The organism is Celeribacter persicus (assembly GCF_003050785.1).
In the GTDB taxonomy this organism is placed as follows: Bacteria; Pseudomonadota; Alphaproteobacteria; order Rhodobacterales; family Rhodobacteraceae; genus Celeribacter; species Celeribacter persicus.
On record NZ_QAOH01000006.1, the window covers coordinates 176,423 to 191,896 of the forward strand.

The 15,474-nt window shown below is 59.4% G+C and carries 20 protein-coding genes; 7 read left to right on the top strand and 13 right to left on the bottom strand.

The window, feature by feature from the left end; all coding sequences use genetic code 11:
* Positions 1-22: 22 nt before the first annotated feature.
* Positions 23-694: a DNA-3-methyladenine glycosylase I gene (locus C8N42_RS10005; RefSeq protein WP_107816423.1), complete on the bottom strand. Its 672-nt coding sequence runs from the start codon at positions 692-694 to the stop codon at positions 23-25.
* A 190-nt stretch (positions 695-884) separates the two neighbouring features.
* On the opposite strand from C8N42_RS10005, the gene thrS reads away from it, so the two are divergent.
* Together thrS and C8N42_RS10015 are read left to right on the top strand one after the other, a co-directional pair.
* Positions 885-2,831: a threonine--tRNA ligase gene (gene thrS, locus C8N42_RS10010; RefSeq protein WP_107816424.1), complete on the top strand. Its 1,947-nt coding sequence runs from the start codon at positions 885-887 to the stop codon at positions 2,829-2,831.
* A gap of 117 nt (positions 2,832-2,948) precedes the next feature.
* Positions 2,949-4,451 carry an SLC13 family permease gene (locus C8N42_RS10015; protein ID WP_107816425.1) on the top strand — a complete coding sequence of 501 codons (1,503 nt, stop codon included), beginning with the start codon at positions 2,949-2,951 and terminating at the stop codon, positions 4,449-4,451.
* Here C8N42_RS10015 and C8N42_RS10020 read toward each other — a convergent pair.
* Together C8N42_RS10020 and C8N42_RS10025 are read right to left on the bottom strand one after the other, a co-directional pair.
* Entirely contained in the window at positions 4,448-4,816 is a 369-nt protein-coding gene (locus tag C8N42_RS10020; protein WP_107816426.1) for a hypothetical protein, read from the bottom strand. The genes C8N42_RS10015 and C8N42_RS10020 overlap by 4 nt on opposite strands.
* Before the next feature lie 50 nt (positions 4,817-4,866).
* Positions 4,867-5,178 carry an arsenate reductase family protein gene (locus tag C8N42_RS10025; protein ID WP_107816427.1) on the bottom strand — a complete coding sequence of 104 codons (312 nt, stop codon included), beginning with the start codon at positions 5,176-5,178 and terminating at the stop codon, positions 4,867-4,869.
* A gap of 244 nt (positions 5,179-5,422) precedes the next feature.
* On the opposite strand from C8N42_RS10025, the gene C8N42_RS10030 reads away from it, so the two are divergent.
* Both C8N42_RS10030 and C8N42_RS10035 read left to right on the top strand, forming a co-directional pair.
* The gene (locus tag C8N42_RS10030; protein WP_066704420.1) at positions 5,423-5,629 is read left to right on the top strand and encodes a cold-shock protein; all 207 of its coding nucleotides are present in this window, start codon (positions 5,423-5,425) and stop codon (positions 5,627-5,629) included.
* Between the two features lie 80 nt (positions 5,630-5,709).
* Positions 5,710-6,345, top strand: coding sequence for a GDSL-type esterase/lipase family protein (locus C8N42_RS10035; protein WP_107816428.1), 636 nt, complete (start codon positions 5,710-5,712; stop codon positions 6,343-6,345).
* A gap of 29 nt (positions 6,346-6,374) precedes the next feature.
* Here the strand turns inward: C8N42_RS10035 and C8N42_RS10040 are convergent, their stop codons facing one another.
* The 4 genes from C8N42_RS10040 to C8N42_RS10055 form a co-directional block, all read right to left on the bottom strand.
* A complete protein-coding gene (locus tag C8N42_RS10040) occupies positions 6,375-6,677 on the bottom strand; it encodes a hypothetical protein (protein WP_107816429.1) in 303 nt (100 codons plus the stop codon).
* A 118-nt stretch (positions 6,678-6,795) separates the two neighbouring features.
* Positions 6,796-7,113 (bottom strand): hypothetical protein, encoded by a 318-nt coding sequence (locus C8N42_RS10045; protein ID WP_107816430.1) that lies wholly within the window; start codon positions 7,111-7,113, stop codon positions 6,796-6,798.
* A gap of 123 nt (positions 7,114-7,236) precedes the next feature.
* Positions 7,237-7,710, bottom strand: coding sequence for a dihydrofolate reductase (locus tag C8N42_RS10050; RefSeq protein WP_107816431.1), 474 nt, complete (start codon positions 7,708-7,710; stop codon positions 7,237-7,239).
* A 10-nt stretch (positions 7,711-7,720) separates the two neighbouring features.
* On the bottom strand, positions 7,721-8,515 hold the full coding sequence (locus tag C8N42_RS10055) for a thymidylate synthase (protein WP_107816432.1): 795 nt from the start codon (positions 8,513-8,515) through the stop codon (positions 7,721-7,723).
* Between the two features lie 144 nt (positions 8,516-8,659).
* Here C8N42_RS10055 and C8N42_RS10060 point away from each other — a divergent pair, with 144 nt between their 5' ends.
* Complete coding sequence (locus C8N42_RS10060; protein ID WP_107816433.1) at positions 8,660-9,082, top strand: VOC family protein; 423 nt, start codon at positions 8,660-8,662, stop codon at positions 9,080-9,082.
* A gap of 73 nt (positions 9,083-9,155) precedes the next feature.
* Here C8N42_RS10060 and C8N42_RS10065 read toward each other — a convergent pair whose 3' ends face one another.
* Both C8N42_RS10065 and C8N42_RS10070 read right to left on the bottom strand, forming a co-directional pair.
* Positions 9,156-9,653 carry a MarR family winged helix-turn-helix transcriptional regulator gene (locus tag C8N42_RS10065; RefSeq protein WP_107816434.1) on the bottom strand — a complete coding sequence of 166 codons (498 nt, stop codon included), beginning with the start codon at positions 9,651-9,653 and terminating at the stop codon, positions 9,156-9,158.
* A 269-nt stretch (positions 9,654-9,922) separates the two neighbouring features.
* Positions 9,923-10,201, bottom strand: a complete 279-nt coding sequence (locus tag C8N42_RS10070; protein WP_107816435.1) for a succinate dehydrogenase assembly factor 2 — start codon at positions 10,199-10,201, stop codon at positions 9,923-9,925.
* A gap of 123 nt (positions 10,202-10,324) precedes the next feature.
* Between C8N42_RS10070 and C8N42_RS10075 the strand changes: the two genes are divergently transcribed.
* A complete protein-coding gene (locus C8N42_RS10075) occupies positions 10,325-11,527 on the top strand; it encodes a pyridoxal phosphate-dependent aminotransferase (RefSeq protein ID WP_107816513.1) in 1,203 nt (400 codons plus the stop codon).
* Positions 11,524-11,934 carry a hypothetical protein gene (locus C8N42_RS10080; RefSeq protein ID WP_107816436.1) on the top strand — a complete coding sequence of 137 codons (411 nt, stop codon included), beginning with the start codon at positions 11,524-11,526 and terminating at the stop codon, positions 11,932-11,934. Before C8N42_RS10075 ends, C8N42_RS10080 begins: the two co-directional genes overlap by 4 nt.
* A gap of 16 nt (positions 11,935-11,950) precedes the next feature.
* Here the strand turns inward: C8N42_RS10080 and C8N42_RS10085 are convergent, their stop codons facing one another.
* From C8N42_RS10085 to C8N42_RS10100, 4 genes are all read right to left on the bottom strand, one after another.
* Positions 11,951-13,309 (bottom strand): MATE family efflux transporter, encoded by a 1,359-nt coding sequence (locus tag C8N42_RS10085; RefSeq protein ID WP_107816437.1) that lies wholly within the window; start codon positions 13,307-13,309, stop codon positions 11,951-11,953.
* 102 nt (positions 13,310-13,411) lie between these two features.
* Positions 13,412-13,912 carry a lipocalin family protein gene (locus C8N42_RS10090; protein ID WP_107816438.1) on the bottom strand — a complete coding sequence of 167 codons (501 nt, stop codon included), beginning with the start codon at positions 13,910-13,912 and terminating at the stop codon, positions 13,412-13,414.
* Positions 13,900-14,253 (bottom strand): lipoprotein, encoded by a 354-nt coding sequence (locus C8N42_RS10095; RefSeq protein ID WP_107816439.1) that lies wholly within the window; start codon positions 14,251-14,253, stop codon positions 13,900-13,902. The genes C8N42_RS10090 and C8N42_RS10095 overlap by 13 nt, the downstream gene beginning before the upstream one ends.
* Before the next feature lie 11 nt (positions 14,254-14,264).
* Entirely contained in the window at positions 14,265-15,305 is a 1,041-nt protein-coding gene (locus tag C8N42_RS10100; RefSeq protein ID WP_107816440.1) for an aldo/keto reductase, read from the bottom strand.
* Positions 15,306-15,474 lie beyond the last annotated feature (169 nt).

Here is a 15,474-nt window from a genome sequence, read left to right on the forward strand (position 1 = left end):
CAAGTCGGCTCACGGTCGCATGTCAGGCGTCGATGCTCTGCGCCAACACCCGCGAAATCGTGTTGAGCGTCTGACCCGATTGCGCACGCCATGTGTTGAACGCGTCCTGAACGGCTTTTTTCGCGGCTTTCGTGGTCGGCGCCTTGTCGATCACGCCTTCCGCAATCAGCCGCGCCACCACGCTGTCAGACAAAACGAACCCGTCCCGCCCGCACCAGCGCATCGCCATGGCACCGGTGTTGCCACCCAAACGCGCGCCCTCCTTTTTCAGCCAGTCGAGCAGGTCGAAATACTCCTCGGCGGGCCAATAGGCGATCTTGTTGCCAAAGCCGCCATGCTCGGCACTGACCTTGGCGATGAATTTCGCGTTATCGACGATGGCCTTGATCTTCGCGGCGGATTTGATCATCCGCGCGTCCTTGGTCAGGGCCGTGATCTCATCTTCGGAAAGACCCGCGACATAGGCCACGTCGAAACCGTGAAACGCCTCTTCGATGCCGGGCCATTTGCCCTCAACGACTTTCCATGACATGCCCGCCTGAAAAATATGTTTGGCCATTTCCGCAAGCCAGACCGCATCGGGGGTTTCGGCCATTTCATGCGGGAGTTTGGGAATATAAACGTCGCGAAGAACCGCCTCCACGCCACCTTTGCGCTCGGCGGCAATGGCAAGAATTTCGTCATAAGTGCGCATGTGAATCTCCTATCTCGGACGTTTGCAGAGTGCTTCGCCGCACCGCCGCAATCAAGGAAACTTGTGTGACATTTGGATGTTAAATGGCTGTTTGCAATTGACATAGGCAAAACGGCGCGCGACAAGGCGCGTCACATACATACCCGCAACCGGGCGCTTGGTAGGCGCCAAACCGACGAGGAGAGCCAATATGGCACCGATTTCTCTCACATTCCCCGATGGCAATTCGCGCAGCTTCGACGCTGGCGTGACCCCTGCCGATGTGGCCGCAAGCATTTCCAACAGCCTTGCCAAGAAAGCGATCTCCGCGTCCGTCAACGGTCAGCACTGGGACCTCCAGTGGCCGATCAATGAGGATGCAAGCATCGCCATCAACACCATGCAGGACGACGCCCCCGCGCTCGAACTGATCCGCCACGACCTCGCGCATATCATGGCGCGGGCGGTGCAGGAGCTTTGGCCCGATGTCAAAGTGACCATCGGCCCCGTGCGCGACAACGGGTGGTTCTACGATTTCGACCGCGAAGAGCCGTTCACGCCCGAGGACCTCGGTGCGATCGAAGCGAAGATGAAGGAGATCATCAACGCCCGTGAGCCGGTGAAGACGGAGATCTGGGGCCGCGACGAGGCGATTGATTATTACAACGCTCGCAACGAGCCGTTCAAAGTCGAACTGGTGAACCGCATTCCCGAGGGCGAACCGCTGCGGATGTACTGGCATGGCGACTGGCAGGATCTCTGCCGCGGACCGCACCTCCAGCACACGGGGCAGGTTCCCGCAGATGCCTTCAAACTGACCCATGTGGCGGGGGCCTATTGGCTGGGCGACAACACCCGTCCGATGTTGCAGCGCATCTACGGCGTGGCCTTCAAAAATCGCAAGGACCTCAAGGCATGGGAAACCATGATGGAAGAGGCCGCCAAGCGCGATCACCGCAAGCTGGGTCGTGAAATGGACCTCTTCCACATGCAGGAAGAGGCTCCAGGTCAGGTGTTCTGGCACGCGAATGGCTGGAAAATCTATACCACGTTGCAGGACTACATGCGCCGCCAGCAGGAGCGCGACGGTTATGTCGAGGTGAACACACCGCAGGTCATCGACCGCAAGCTCTGGGAAGCTTCCGGCCACTGGGACAAGTATCAGGAGAACATGTTCATCGTCGAAGTGGACGAGGAACATGCCCGTGAGAAAACCGTCAACGCGTTGAAACCGATGAACTGCCCCGGCCATGTGCAGGTGTTCAATCAGGGCCTCAAATCCTACCGCGACCTGCCACTGCGCATCGCAGAATTCGGTTCGTGCAACCGCTACGAACCCTCCGGCGCGCTGCACGGGATCATGCGGGTGCGCGGGTTTACGCAGGACGATGGGCATATCTTCTGCACCGAAGAACAGATCGGTTCGGAAACCAAGAAATTCATCGCCTTCCTCGCGAAGATTTATGACGATCTGGGTTTCAAGGACTGGACCATCAAACTCTCGACACGACCGGAAAAGAGGATCGGCTCGGATGAGACATGGGACAAGCTGGAGAAGTCTCTGGGCGATGCCTGTCATGCGGCGGGCTATGACTTCGAAGTGCTCGAAGGCGAAGGGGCATTCTACGGTCCGAAGCTTGAATTCACGTTGACGGATGCCATCGGCCGCACCTGGCAATGCGGCACGCTTCAGGTGGACAGCAACCTGCCCGAACGTCTGGGCGCGAGCTACATCGGTCCGGATGGGGCCAAACACCGTCCAGTCATGCTGCACCGCGCGACGCTGGGCTCTTTCGAGCGTTTCATCGGCATCCTGATCGAGAACTCGGCAGGGCATCTGCCCTTCTGGCTCGCCCCGCGTCAAGTGGTCGTCGCCTCCATCGTCTCCGAGGCCGACGAGTACGTGAACGAGGTGGTCGCCGCGCTGAAAGCCGCCGGTGTGCGGGCCGAGGCCGACATTCGCAATGAGAAGATCAACTACAAGGTGCGCGAGCACAGCCTCGGCAAAGTGCCGGTGATCCTCGCGGTGGGCGCCCGTGAGGTCGAGGAAAAGACCGTCACCCTGCGCCGTCTCGGTCAGAAACAGACCGCCGTCAAAGCATTGAACGAGGTTGTGGCCGAACTGTCGAAAGACGCGACACCGCCGGATCTGGCCTAAGCCTTATCGCAAAACAAATCGCCGCGCGTTTCTCCGGAAGCGCGCGGTTCTTTTTGTCACATCCCCTCCCCCGGCCCTGCCACAAAGCATATATAATGGGGGTATCGGGAGGAGCAGATGACCAGCCATCTCAAGAAACCGGAACTGAGGGCACAGACCGAGCCCTCTCACCTGCCGCAATCCGCCACGACCACCCGAATTTCCACGACCCGTCTCGTGGCTCTGATCGCCGGGCCTCTGGCCATGGCGCTCCTGTTGCTGTTGCCCCCACCCGAAGCGATGACGCCCGAGGCCTGGCGGCTCATCGCGGTGACGGTCTGGATGGTGATCTGGTGGCTGTTCGAGGCCCTGCCCCTGTCGGCCACGGCACTTCTCCCGGTCGTCATCTTCCCACTGATGAACATTATGCCCGTGAGCGATGTCACCGCACGCTATGGCTCCCATCTGATCTTTCTCTTCCTCGGCGGCTTCATCCTCGCCGCCGCCATGCAGAAATGGGGACTGCACCGGCGCATCGCCCTTGGAATCGTCGCGGCCATCGGCACCACGCCCTCGCGCATCGTCATGGGGTTCATGCTGGCCACCGCTTTCCTGTCGATGTGGATTTCCAACACGGCCACGGCGGTGATGATGTATGCGGTGGGCGTCTCCGTCATCGACTTTGTCGGCTCGCAGACACGGGATCATAAGGAAGCCGACCGTTTCGGCATTTCGCTCATGCTCGCCATCGCCTATGCCGCCTCCATCGGCGGGGTCGGCACGCTGATCGGCACGCCGCCTAACGCGCTTCTGGCAAGCCTTCTCTCGGAGAATTACGGCATCGAAATCGGCTTTTTCGACTGGATGAAGATCGGCATTCCCGTCGTCCTGATCATGCTGCCCCTGACATATGTTTTGCTCACACGGGTGATTTTTCCTTCCCGCACCCTCGAAATGACCTCAGTTCAGGGCGTCATCGACAATGAGCGCGAAGCTCTCGGTCCGATGAGCCGGGCAGAAAAACTGGTGGCTCTGGTCTTTGGTACGGCGGCACTCCTCTGGATCAGCCGCGGTTTTCTCGGCCTGCCCATTGGAGATGCGGGCATCGCCATCGCCGCCGCCCTCGCGCTTTTCGCCATCCCGATCAGCCGCGAACGGGGATTTCTGGTCGATTGGAGCGTCGCGCGCACCCTGCCTTGGGGCGTGCTCCTGCTCTTTGGCGGCGGGCTGGCGCTTGCAGGCGCGTTCGAGGCCACGGGGCTTGCGGCATGGATCGGCGATCGGGTCGGAGCATTGGAAAACGTCCCGCTTTGGCTTCTGATCCTCGTCGTGGCCTTTGCGATCATCTATCTGACAGAGATCACGTCCAACACCGCTTCGACCGCAACCTTCCTGCCGATCCTCGCTGCCGTCGCCGTGGGGCTCCAGATCGACGTGCTCTGGCTTACCGTGCCAGTGGCTCTGGGGGCGTCTATGGCCTTCATGATGCCGGTCGCGACCCCGCCCAATGCGATCATCTTTTCCTATGAAAAGCTGACGCTGAAACACATGGCTCAGGCGGGATTCTGGCTCAATATCCTTGCGGGGCTGGTGATTTTCGCCGCAATGGAACTGCTCGCGCCACTGGTGTTCGGGATTTAGAAATGCGCCTTCGGCTCATCGGGCTTGCCCGCCGCGAGCGCCAGCAGACCGCCCAGAATGCAGAAGCCCAGCGGAAACATGGTAAAGACATTGAAGCCGAAGCCGTTATATATCAACCCGGCGGCCACCAGCATCAGCACCCCGCCCCAGAGCGCACGGGCGCGCGCCATGGCGCCGCCCGCGATGGCGAGGAGCGGGGCGAAGAAACTCGTCACCCGGATCAGGTCGACGTTCGACACCTGTTCGAACAGCCCTTCGACCTCGCCCCAATGATCAATCGCCTCGGTATAGCCGTAGCTGAAAAAGCCCACGAGCATGGCGAGTACGCCGCCCAGAATGCCCAAAACCAATGCCGCGTTGCGCATCTGTTTCTCCTTGCCTGTGTTCTGCTCAGATAGGGAGTACGACGGCGCAATTAAAGAAGCACGGCCTGCACATCCTTGCCCCAGCCAAGATAGAGCACCCCGTCATGCTCAATCACCGGGCGCTTCATCAGCGTCGGATGATCCATCAGCAAATCGAGCGAATCGCGGGCACGTTCTTCTTCCGACAGCCCTCGCCAAGTGGTCGAACGTGTGTTCACCAAAACCTCCCCGAAAGCAGCATGGAATCGCTCCAGTTGCGCGCGCGTCAGTGGCGTTTCACGGATATCCGTCAGTTCCACACCCAGCGCTTTTACCGCTTTTCGGCAGGTATCGCAGGTCTTGATCCCGTAAATCAGCGTCATTTCGCTCTCCTCTGTGGCCCATTTTGTGGCGCTTTGACGGCTTTTCAGGCAAATTTGCCGACAGGCCACCACTGTTACGATTTTGTCGCTTGCCTTTATACGCACTTTCTTCACACTCGAAAGCGTGACTGCTGACTTTCGAACGACCGCTCCTTTTCCACGGGGCAGCAGGAAGACTTGGAAGACCTGGCTGCACCGGCCCGTCGCACGTTGCGGCGGATGAAACGACAAGGAGAGACGGGATATGCCCACCGGCACCGTAAAATGGTTCAACACCACCAAAGGCTACGGCTTCATTGCCCCCGATGATGGCGGCAAGGACGTTTTTGTCCATATTTCCGCGGTCGAGCGCGCCGGCATGACCGGCCTCGCGGACAACATGAAAATCGGCTACGAGCTGCGCGAAGGCCGTGACGGCCGCGCCTCCGCCACCGAGCTTCAGGCGCTCTGATCCGTTAAGATCGGAAATCTGATTGAAATTTAGCGGTTCCGAGCCGATGCTCGGGGCCGCTTTTCTGTTTGGAGACCCGCATGCCCACCATCCTCACCTTCGGCGACAGCAACACCTATGGCACGCAACCGATGCGGACCCGCCCTTCCGACCTTCCCCGTCTCACCCGGCGCTGGCCGGTGGTGATGGCGGAGGCTTTAGGTTGGGAGTTGATCGAAGAGGGCCTGCCGGGACGCACCTTCGCCTTCCCGGACCCGGAAATGGGTCCGCATATGGACGGGCGGCTGGGGCTGTTCATCGCTTTGGAAAGCCACGGGCCGATTGATGCGATGACCATCATGCTCGGCACCAACGATCTCAAGGCGCATTTCGACGCCACCTCCGAAGACATCGCACAGGCCTGTGGCTTTCACCTCGATGTCGCATTGTCGGAAGAGATGCAGGCGCGTCACGGCGGTTTCGAACCGATCCTGATCCTGCCGCCGCGCCCTCATGCGGCGGGCTGTCTGGCCGAAACCTACACCGGGGTCGCAGAAAAGGTCGACGCGGTGCAGGCCGCCATGCGTGCCGAGGCGGAGGCACGCGATGTCGCGGTGTTCGATGCGAATTCCGTGATTGCGGTGTCCGACCTCGACGGGGTGCATTTCGACGCCGGCGCCCATGAAGCCCTCGGCCGTGCGATCGCGGAGTTCATCCTTTCGGAGATTGAGGATTAAAGCGTCCCGCCTTTATCTGATGTCTCGGGTTAAAGGCCGGACGCTTTAGGATCGAGCGCCATCATTTCCCAGGCCTCTCCCATGGCCAGGATACAGACCCGCCCCTCGGCATAGCTTTGCACCAGGGTCCAATCCCCGGTCGTCGGGTTGGTCCAGATTTCCATGACCGCCTCCGGCCCGCGCAGGCCAGCGCCGGACTTCACCGCGCCGAATTGGCGCGCGAGTTTCGCATGAATCTCGTCCTGTGCCCCGCACAGAACCTCTCCGATCAGATTTTGCGCCTCGGCTCCGGCACCCAGACCGATCACGGCGGCGGCGAGAAGCCCTGTCATCCGATTGCTCATGCACAAAACGTAACATGAAAATGACAGTCACGGTGCGAAAATCTGCATTTGCGCGCAAAGCTCCCGAGCCAGACAAAGAAAACCCCGCTCAAAGCGGGGTTGTCGCTCAGTTGCCGCCCATCATGATCGTGTCGGGCGCATAGACCACCGTCGGGGGCGGGGATGTGACGGCGGAGGTCATGACCGGGGCCACAGGCTTCGCAGGCGGCATCGGGCGCGCCGCGGCGCCGGGACCCGCCATGGTCGGACGACCGCAACTGATGCCATGGAGCCCCGTCACAGGTTGCAACCCGGCGGGACAGTAATTCGCATTGGTTTCGGTGTAGGCCACAGTCGGCACCGTATAGCTATAGGGCTGTGTGCCCTGGGCAAGTGCCGGAGCGGCGGCAAGGGCGGTAATGACAGCGAAAACGGACTTTTTCATCACTCATACTCCATGATGGACTTGGCAAAAGCCTAGCCCCCATCGAGATATGCAGCAAGTTTTGGTTAACCCGCCCGACCGATTGTCCACCCCGGCAAAACAATCAGGGACGAAAAGGCGAATTTACTTCACCCACTCCACAACCTCGCAGCGCGGTGTCACTTCGCGTAGTACCATGCGCGAGACCTCGCGCCACTCTTCCGCATCGAACTCCGGGAACCATGTGTCCGCCCCCTCGACCTCCGTGTCAACTTCGGTGATCACCAGACGGTCGGCGAGCGGCAGCATGGCCTTATAAATCCCGAAGCCGCCCATGGCATAAATCCGCGCGCGGCCCTCGGACTGCGCAAAGGCAATCGCCTCTTCCACGGAGGCAAAGACATGCTCGTGGTCGACGCCTTGCCCAGACACCACGAGATTGAGGCGATTTTTCAAAGGCTTGAATGGCAGGCTGTCCCAGGTATTGCGCCCCATGATGACGGCCCCGCCCATGGTCTCGCGCATGAAGAACTTCAAATCCTCCGGCGCCTCCCAAGGGATCGTGTTGTCCTTCCCAATGGCCCCATTGCGGTCGCGCGCGGCGATGAGTGTGATCATGCGCGCGCCCTCAAACCGCCACCGGCGCCTTGATTGCCGGATCGGGATCGTAATCCAAAATTTCGATGTCCTCGAATTTGAAATCGAACAGGTTTTTCACATCGGGGTTGAGCCGCAGCTTTGGCAGGGCTTTGGGCGTGCGCGACAGTTGCAGCTCCACCTGTTCCATGTGGTTCGAGTAGATATGCGCATCACCGATGGAATGCACGAATGTGCCCGGCTCATAGCCCGTCACCTGTGCCAGCATGGCGAGCAGAAGCGCGTAAGAGGCGATGTTGAACGGCACCCCGAGGAACATGTCGGCGGAGCGTTGATAAAGTTGCAGATGCATCTTGCCGCCCAGGATTTTCACCTGCCAGAGCGTATGACAGGGCGGCAAGGCCATATTGTCGACTTCCGCCGGGTTCCAGGCGGAAACGATCAGGCGGCGGGAATCGGGACTGTTGCGGATCGCACTCAGCAGGTTCTCGATCTGGTCTATGGGGCCACGTTCATGCCCCGGCCATTTACGCCATTGCGCGCCATAAACCGGCCCGAGATCGCCGTTTTCATCTGCCCATTCGTCCCAGATCGAAACACCGTTGTCTTTGAGATAGCGAATGTTGGTGTCGCCCGACAGAAACCACAGAAGTTCATGGATAATCGAGCGCAGGTGCAGTTTTTTTGTGGTGACCATCGGGAAACCGTCAGCCAGATCGTAGCGCGCCTGAAGCCCGAAATAGGACTTTGTGCCGGTCCCGGTGCGGTCGGTGGTGTCGACCCCATGGGCCAGAATGGTTTTGAGCTGGTCGTGGTATTGCTGCACGTCGCATCCCCCAAGATGTTGTGGGTTCCGGGAGTCCAGTCATACAAATGCAAAGGGGGTTCGCCAAGCCGGAAGAACGCAAAAACGTGGAATTCGCCGCGCGGAAGGCTAGAGTTCAGGCAAACACAAACAGGAGGAAGCCAAATGCGCTATTTGCACACGATGGTCCGGGTGAAGGATCTGGAAAAATCCATGGCGTTTTACGAATTGCTGGGGCTAAAGGAAATCCGGCGGATGGACAGCGAAGCCGGGCGATTTTCGCTGATCTTCATGGCGCCTGAAGGCCAGCCCGAATGCCCCATCGAGTTGACCTACAACTGGGACGGCGACAAGGGGCTGCCGTCGGACAGTCGCCATTTCGGCCATCTGGCCTATGAGGTTGAGGACATCTACGCGCTTTGCCAGAAGCTGATGGACGCAGGCGTCGTGATCAACCGACCGCCGCAGGACGGGCATATGGCCTTTGTGCGCTCGCCGGACAATGTGTCGATTGAATTGCTGCAAAAAGGCGAACGGCTTGCACCTGCCGAACCATGGGCCTCGATGGAAAACACCGGACATTGGTGATCCGCTGGTCTTTGAGGGATGAAATGACGTCCGCACGCGGGGAGGCGCATTCCATCGCAAGGTCGGATTGAAATTAATAAATATACCGAATCTGATCGGCCCAGTAGCGCTCGACCCGGCGCAAGGAGCTGTTGATGTCTTCGATCCCTTCGGAAGAGATCACACCCTTGCCCTGCAACCCCTCCGCATGGCGGGTGAAAAGATCGGCGACGGTGACACGCACATGGTTGCCCTTGTCGGTCAGCTTGACGCGCACGGAGCGGCGGTCGATCTCGCAGCGCTGGTGATGCATATAGCCCATGTCCACCAGTTTCTTGAGATTATAGGACACGTTCGAGCCCTGATAATACCCCCGCGATTTCAACTCGCCCGCGGTCACCTCATTTTCGCCGACATTGAACAGCAAAAGCGCCTGTACAGCATTGATTTCGAGGATTCCGACCCGCTCGAATTCGTCCTTGATCACATCGAGCAACAGCCGGTGCAACCGTTCAACAAGCGACAGCGCCTCCAGATATTGCGACATGAAAGGAGATTTGATCGGTTTTTCAAAGGTTGAATGCATGCTCATCTGTCACTCCGCCGAAGGCTCATCGGAGACAGATTGCCGCGAATTTCCCAAAATATAGTTAAAGCGTCCCGCCTTTAACCTGAAGCATCAGATAAAGGCGAGGCGCGTGCAACATTCATATCCTGCTCTGCGTTCCGCCAAAGCTGTGTCTCAGGTTTTTGGCGGAACGCTTTAAACCGCGCAAATTTCTCGAATCGTCGCAAATTGGTGAAAAAATTGCGTGGCTTTAGCGGAAGCACAGATCACGAATTCTTAACGAAAACTCGCCTTTACCCTTTCGCCCCCCAAGAGGCCTGATCGGCGGAGGCAATGAGTTTGTCGAGCATCGGCTTGATTGCTTGCGGCACGGGTTTGAGCCCGGTGGCATAGGAGAGAAGATCCTGATCGTGCTCATCCATCAGACGTTCGAAGTCATCGAGCTCGGCCTCGCTCATGGTCGCGAGATGCACATCGGCATAACCGCCGATCAAAAGGTCCATCTCCTTGATCCCACGCCGCCAGGCCTGGATTTTCAGACGTTTGCGGCGAATGTCGATGGTCTCAGTCATGGCTCTCTCCCGGAATCGCAGACTTTTTGCACGCATTGGCATTTTGTCGCAAGAGGACGTCTTGGCGGCAGGCCGGTTTTGACGCTATCACTACGGTGATTTTACGCAAATGGACTCATGACCATGCCCTTCCTTTCCGAAACGCTGTCCCGTGTGAAACCTTCGCCGACCATCGCCGTGACCAACAAGGCGCGTGAATTGAAAGCGGCGGGCAAGGATGTGATCGGACTTGGTGCCGGTGAGCCGGATTTCGACACGCCGGAGAATATCAAGGCGGCGGGCATTCGCGCCATTGAGGACGGCAAGACGAAATACACCGCCGTAGACGGGTTGCCGGAACTGAAAGAGGCGATCTGCGCCAAGTTCAAACGCGACAACAATCTCGATTATACCCCCGCACAGGTCTCCGTGTCGGGCGGTGGCAAACAGGTGCTTTATAACGCCCTGGTCGCGACGCTGAACGAAGGTGACGAGGTGATCATCCCCGCGCCTTATTGGGTGTCCTACCCGGATATGGTGTTGCTCGCAGGTGGCACACCGGTCGCGATCGAAGGCACGCTTGAGAACGCGTTCAAGATCACGGCGGACCAGCTTGAGGCTGCGATCACGCCAAAGACCAAATGGTTCATCTTCAACTCACCGTCGAATCCGACCGGCGCGGGCTATTCGAAAGCGGAACTCAAGGCGCTCACCGATGTGCTGATGAAACATCCGCATGTCTGGGTGATGTCGGACGATATGTATGAACATCTCGCTTTCGACGGGTTCGAGTTCTGCACCCCTGCCGAGATCGAGCCGGGTCTTTATGAGCGCACGCTGACGGTGAACGGTGTGTCGAAAGCCTATGCGATGACCGGCTGGCGGATCGGCTATGCGGCAGGGCCCGTAGCACTGATCAACGCGATGTGCAAAGTGCAGTCGCAATCGACCTCGAACCCCTGCTCGATCTCGCAATATGCCGCGATCGAGGCCCTCAACGGCCCGCAGGATTTCATCGCGGAAAACAATAAGGCCTTCGTGCGCCGCCGCAACATGGTGGTGGAGATGCTGAACGTCGCCGAGGGCATCACCTGCCCGACGCCCGAAGGTGCGTTTTACGTCTACCCGGATATTTCCGGTTGCCTGGGCAAGACTTCGGCGGGCGGCACGAAGATCGACAATGACGAGGATTTCGCCTCTGCACTTCTCGAAGAAAACGGCGTTGCGGTGGTGTTCGGCGCGGCCTTTGGCCTATCGCCCAACTTCCGCGTGTCCTATGCCACTTCGGATGAAGCTCTGAAAGAAGCCTGCACCCGTATTCAAGCCTTTTGCAAAGGGCTGAAATGAGCGTCGATCTTCCCGAATATTACTTTCGTGTCCGTGAAAACGGCGCCTTTGTGTTCCGGGTGGACACGGAAAATCGTCAGCGCCGGATCGAGATGGAACAGATCGCGGCGGTGAACGTCAAGAACGGGGAGATCAAACCGCATGGCGGGCGAGAACTCTCGCCCGAGGACCTGCGTGTTATCGAAGAGTGGATGGCCGAGCGTGTGGCGTTGCTGGCGCAGCGCGACATCGACGACATCCACCGCGCCATCGACTATCTCAACCTGACCGCCCATTGGGTGCAAACGCGCGCTACCGACGAGCAGTTGGAAAACGTCACCGACGCGCTTTTGCTGGCGATGCATGACCTGCGCACCGTTCTGGTCCGCAAGAAAGCCGACCGGATCCTGAAAAAGGCCGAATCCTGAAAAAGGTTGAGAGGCCTTAGCCCGCCCGCAAGATGTGGGATTTCTGGACCCAGAAACGATAGCTCATCGTCAGCCATGCGGTGGTGAGACCCAGGACAAAGCCCATCCAGACCCCTTCGCCCCCCCAGTTCAGCACGAAACCGAAAAGGTAACTCGCGGGCATTCCGATGATCCAGTAGCTTATCGTGGCCAGCCACATCGGCACAGCCGTATCATGCACACCGCGCAACAGGGAGAGTGCCACCACCTGACCACCGTCGGAAAACTGCATCATCGCCGCGAAAACCATGAGCATGGAACCGATGGCGATCACCTGATCGCGGGCCGGTTCATCCGGTGCGATAAAGAGACCCATGAGCGTTTCCGGGAACAGCAGGAACAGCAAGGAAGCCACAACCGCCATGATCGCCGACATGCCCACGGCCACCAAAGCCCCTTTGCGCAAATCTGCTTCATCTCCGCGACCAAGCGCATTGCCCGCCCGGATCGTCCCCGCCTGCGACAGACCGATCTGGGCCATGAAGGCAATTGCGGACAGTTGCAGCGCAATCCCGTGGGCGGCAAGCGTTTCCGTCCCGATCCAGCCCATCATCAGGGCGGCGGCATTGAACAAGCCGACCTCGGCGAGAGAGGTCAGGCCAATCGGCACGCCCATCCTGAACACGGTGGCGAACATCGCCCAGTCGGGCTTGAACGGGTTGCGGAAAAGATCGTTCTCCGGCGTCGCCCTGGCGGCATAGAGCGCGAGCACGATCAGCATACAGATATTGACGATCAGCGAGGCGATGGCGGACCCCAGAACGCCCAGTTCCGGCGCACCGAAATTGCCGAAGATCAGGATATAGTTCAACCCGGCATTGAGCAGCACCGCCCCGATCACCGCGAACAGCACCACGCGGGTGCGTTCGAGCGCGGAGAAATAGCTGCGGAAGACGGCAACGATCAACGCCGGGAACATCTCGATCCCGGCCACCGCCAGATAGGGCCGGGCCTGGGCGGCGATATGGGGCTGTTGACCGAGCGCCACAAGGATGTCGTCGGAAAAGCCGAAGATCGGGTAGATCACAACGCCCGAGATGACCGACAGCCAGATCGCCATGCGGGTCGCACGCCGCACGGTCGTCGCGTCCCCCTGCCCTGCGGCGGTGGCGACCAGCGGCATGACCGCAAAGGCAAACCCCGCCAGAAGGATAAACAGGATGAACCAGAAGCCCGAGGCCAGAACGAGCGCCGCCAGTTCATCGAGCCCGTACCAGCCCATCATGATCACATCGGTCATGTGTACGGCAAACTGCGCAAGTTGAGACCCCGCCAAAGGCAGGCCCAGCGCGAGGATGTTTTTCGCGTGCTCAAGATATGTGCGTTCCACGGTCATGGCACGGCCTATAGGCGGGTTTGCCCTTACCGCCTAGTCAAAAATTCTGCATCCCCCCATCAGCATCGGTGAAGAGAGGTTTTTCGCTCACATTCCCGACGCTTACCGGCGACGCGCCGGGCGCAACCGGCTGATGTCATAGCCGTTCCAGTCGAGGATGCCCTCGACCGCCGGTTTGCGATCCGGCGGAAGCACCATATCGCGTGACAGGACATGCGCCTGCCCGGATGGGTATCCGATCACCGCCGTGTGGTATTCGGCATCGACCCAGAGCACCCAGAACTCATCTCCCGCGAATGCATACCGCCCCGGCCCAACCTGCCGCGCAAGGCCCTGACGCGGATAACCGTCGGCACAAGGGCCTTCGGTCACCATCAGATCGCCGTTTTTCTGGCGGGTATAGGTCACGGCCCCGATGACACAGGAAGCGCCTTCCGGCACGAAAGCCGCCACCTCATACCAGCGCCCGGAAAATTTCAGCGCGTCAAAGGCCGCGATGGAGGACATGTTTGCACCCGGATCGCGGAACCCCGTCGCCTTGGGTGCGGGCGCGAAACAGCCGGAAAGCAATGCCAGAGACAGGGCAGCGATCAGTCCACGCACAGGCTCACCTGTCGCCCTTCGGCGTCCAGAAGATCGTTGCAGCCAAAGAGCGGCGTGATCGGTGCGCAGGTACGCGAGCGGGCAAGGCACATATTGCTCGAACAATCCGTGGATTTCGAACAGGATTTGCCCGCATCCTTCGGCGTCGTAAAACAGGTCATGAACCCACCGAGACCCGCAGCGCGGAAATCGCCGCCCCGCGCATCACACGCCGCCTTCCCGGTCTCCGCCGCCTTCGGATCATAGCCCGCAAGCCCGTAGCCGGGGGCATCTTCCGGCGTATCGGACTGACAGGCCGCAAGCGTCAGAGCGGCAAGCGTCGCCAAAAAGGCTTTGCGCATGATCGGGGTCCTCAATAGGGCAGCGGATGCGCTTTATGGAGGGTTTCGATCTCCTTGAGCAGCGCCGCATCGAGCGTAATATCGCGCGCATCCAACGATTTCTCAAGCTGTTCCACAGAGGTCGCCCCGATGATCGGCATCGTGTCGAAAGGCCGCGTCAGGGTCCATGCCACAGCCATGGTCGCCGGGTCGATCCCATGTTTCTTTGCCAGTTCGACATAGGCACGCTCAGCGGGCCATGTGCGTTCGGCGACACGCCCCCCGAGATTGTCGTTCAAATCCATGCGCGAGCCTTTCGGCACCACGGTGCCGCCCTCGTATTTGCCGGTCAGGATGCCGGCGGCCAGTGGCGAATAAGCCAGAAGCGTGATGTCCTCATGCACCGCAAGCTCCGCCAGATCGGTGTCATACAACCGGCACATCAGCGAGTACTCGTTCTGGATCGACTGCATCCGCGGCGCGCCCATCTGCCCCGCCAAACGCAGCCATTCCGACATGCCCCAGGCGCTCTCGTTCGAGGTACCAAACTCGCGCACCTTGCCCTTTTTCTGCAAGGCCGTCATGACCTCCAGAACGCCCCGCATATTGTCCTCGATCTCCGCCTTGGACGGTTGTTTGCTCGGGTCGAATTTCCAGTTCTGGCGGAAGGCATAAGACCCCCGGTTCGGCCAGTGGAACTGATAGAGATCGACATAATCCGTCTTCAGCCGCTTAAGACTTGCGTCCAGCCGCGCTTCGAGGTTCGACGCCTGAATGCCCTCCTCGTTGATATTGCCCGGTCCCGCGATCTTGGTCGCGATCACCCAGTCCTCGCGCCCGCCACGCGCCGCAAAATACTGGCCGATGATCTCTTCGGTATCGCCCGCCGTCTCCTTGCGCACCGGGTTCACCGGATACATTTCGGCAGTGTCGATGAAATTGATCCCGACCTCTTTCGCGCGGTCGATCTGGGCATGCCCCTCGGCCTCGGTATTCTGGCTGCCCCAGGTCATGGACCCGAGACAGATCTCGGACACCAAAAGATCGCTACGGCCGATTTTACGCATTTTCATAAGGGAGATATCCTGTGTCAGTCCGTGTTGCGGCTCACACTAGCCTTGCTGCGCCACAGGGCAAGCCACATGGCGGCGGTTTTTCCGCACAAGTCGCATTCACGCATATCTTCGGTGCACATTTGCACGTCGTCAAATCGCTTTGCGGGATTATCTGATATCTTGAAAA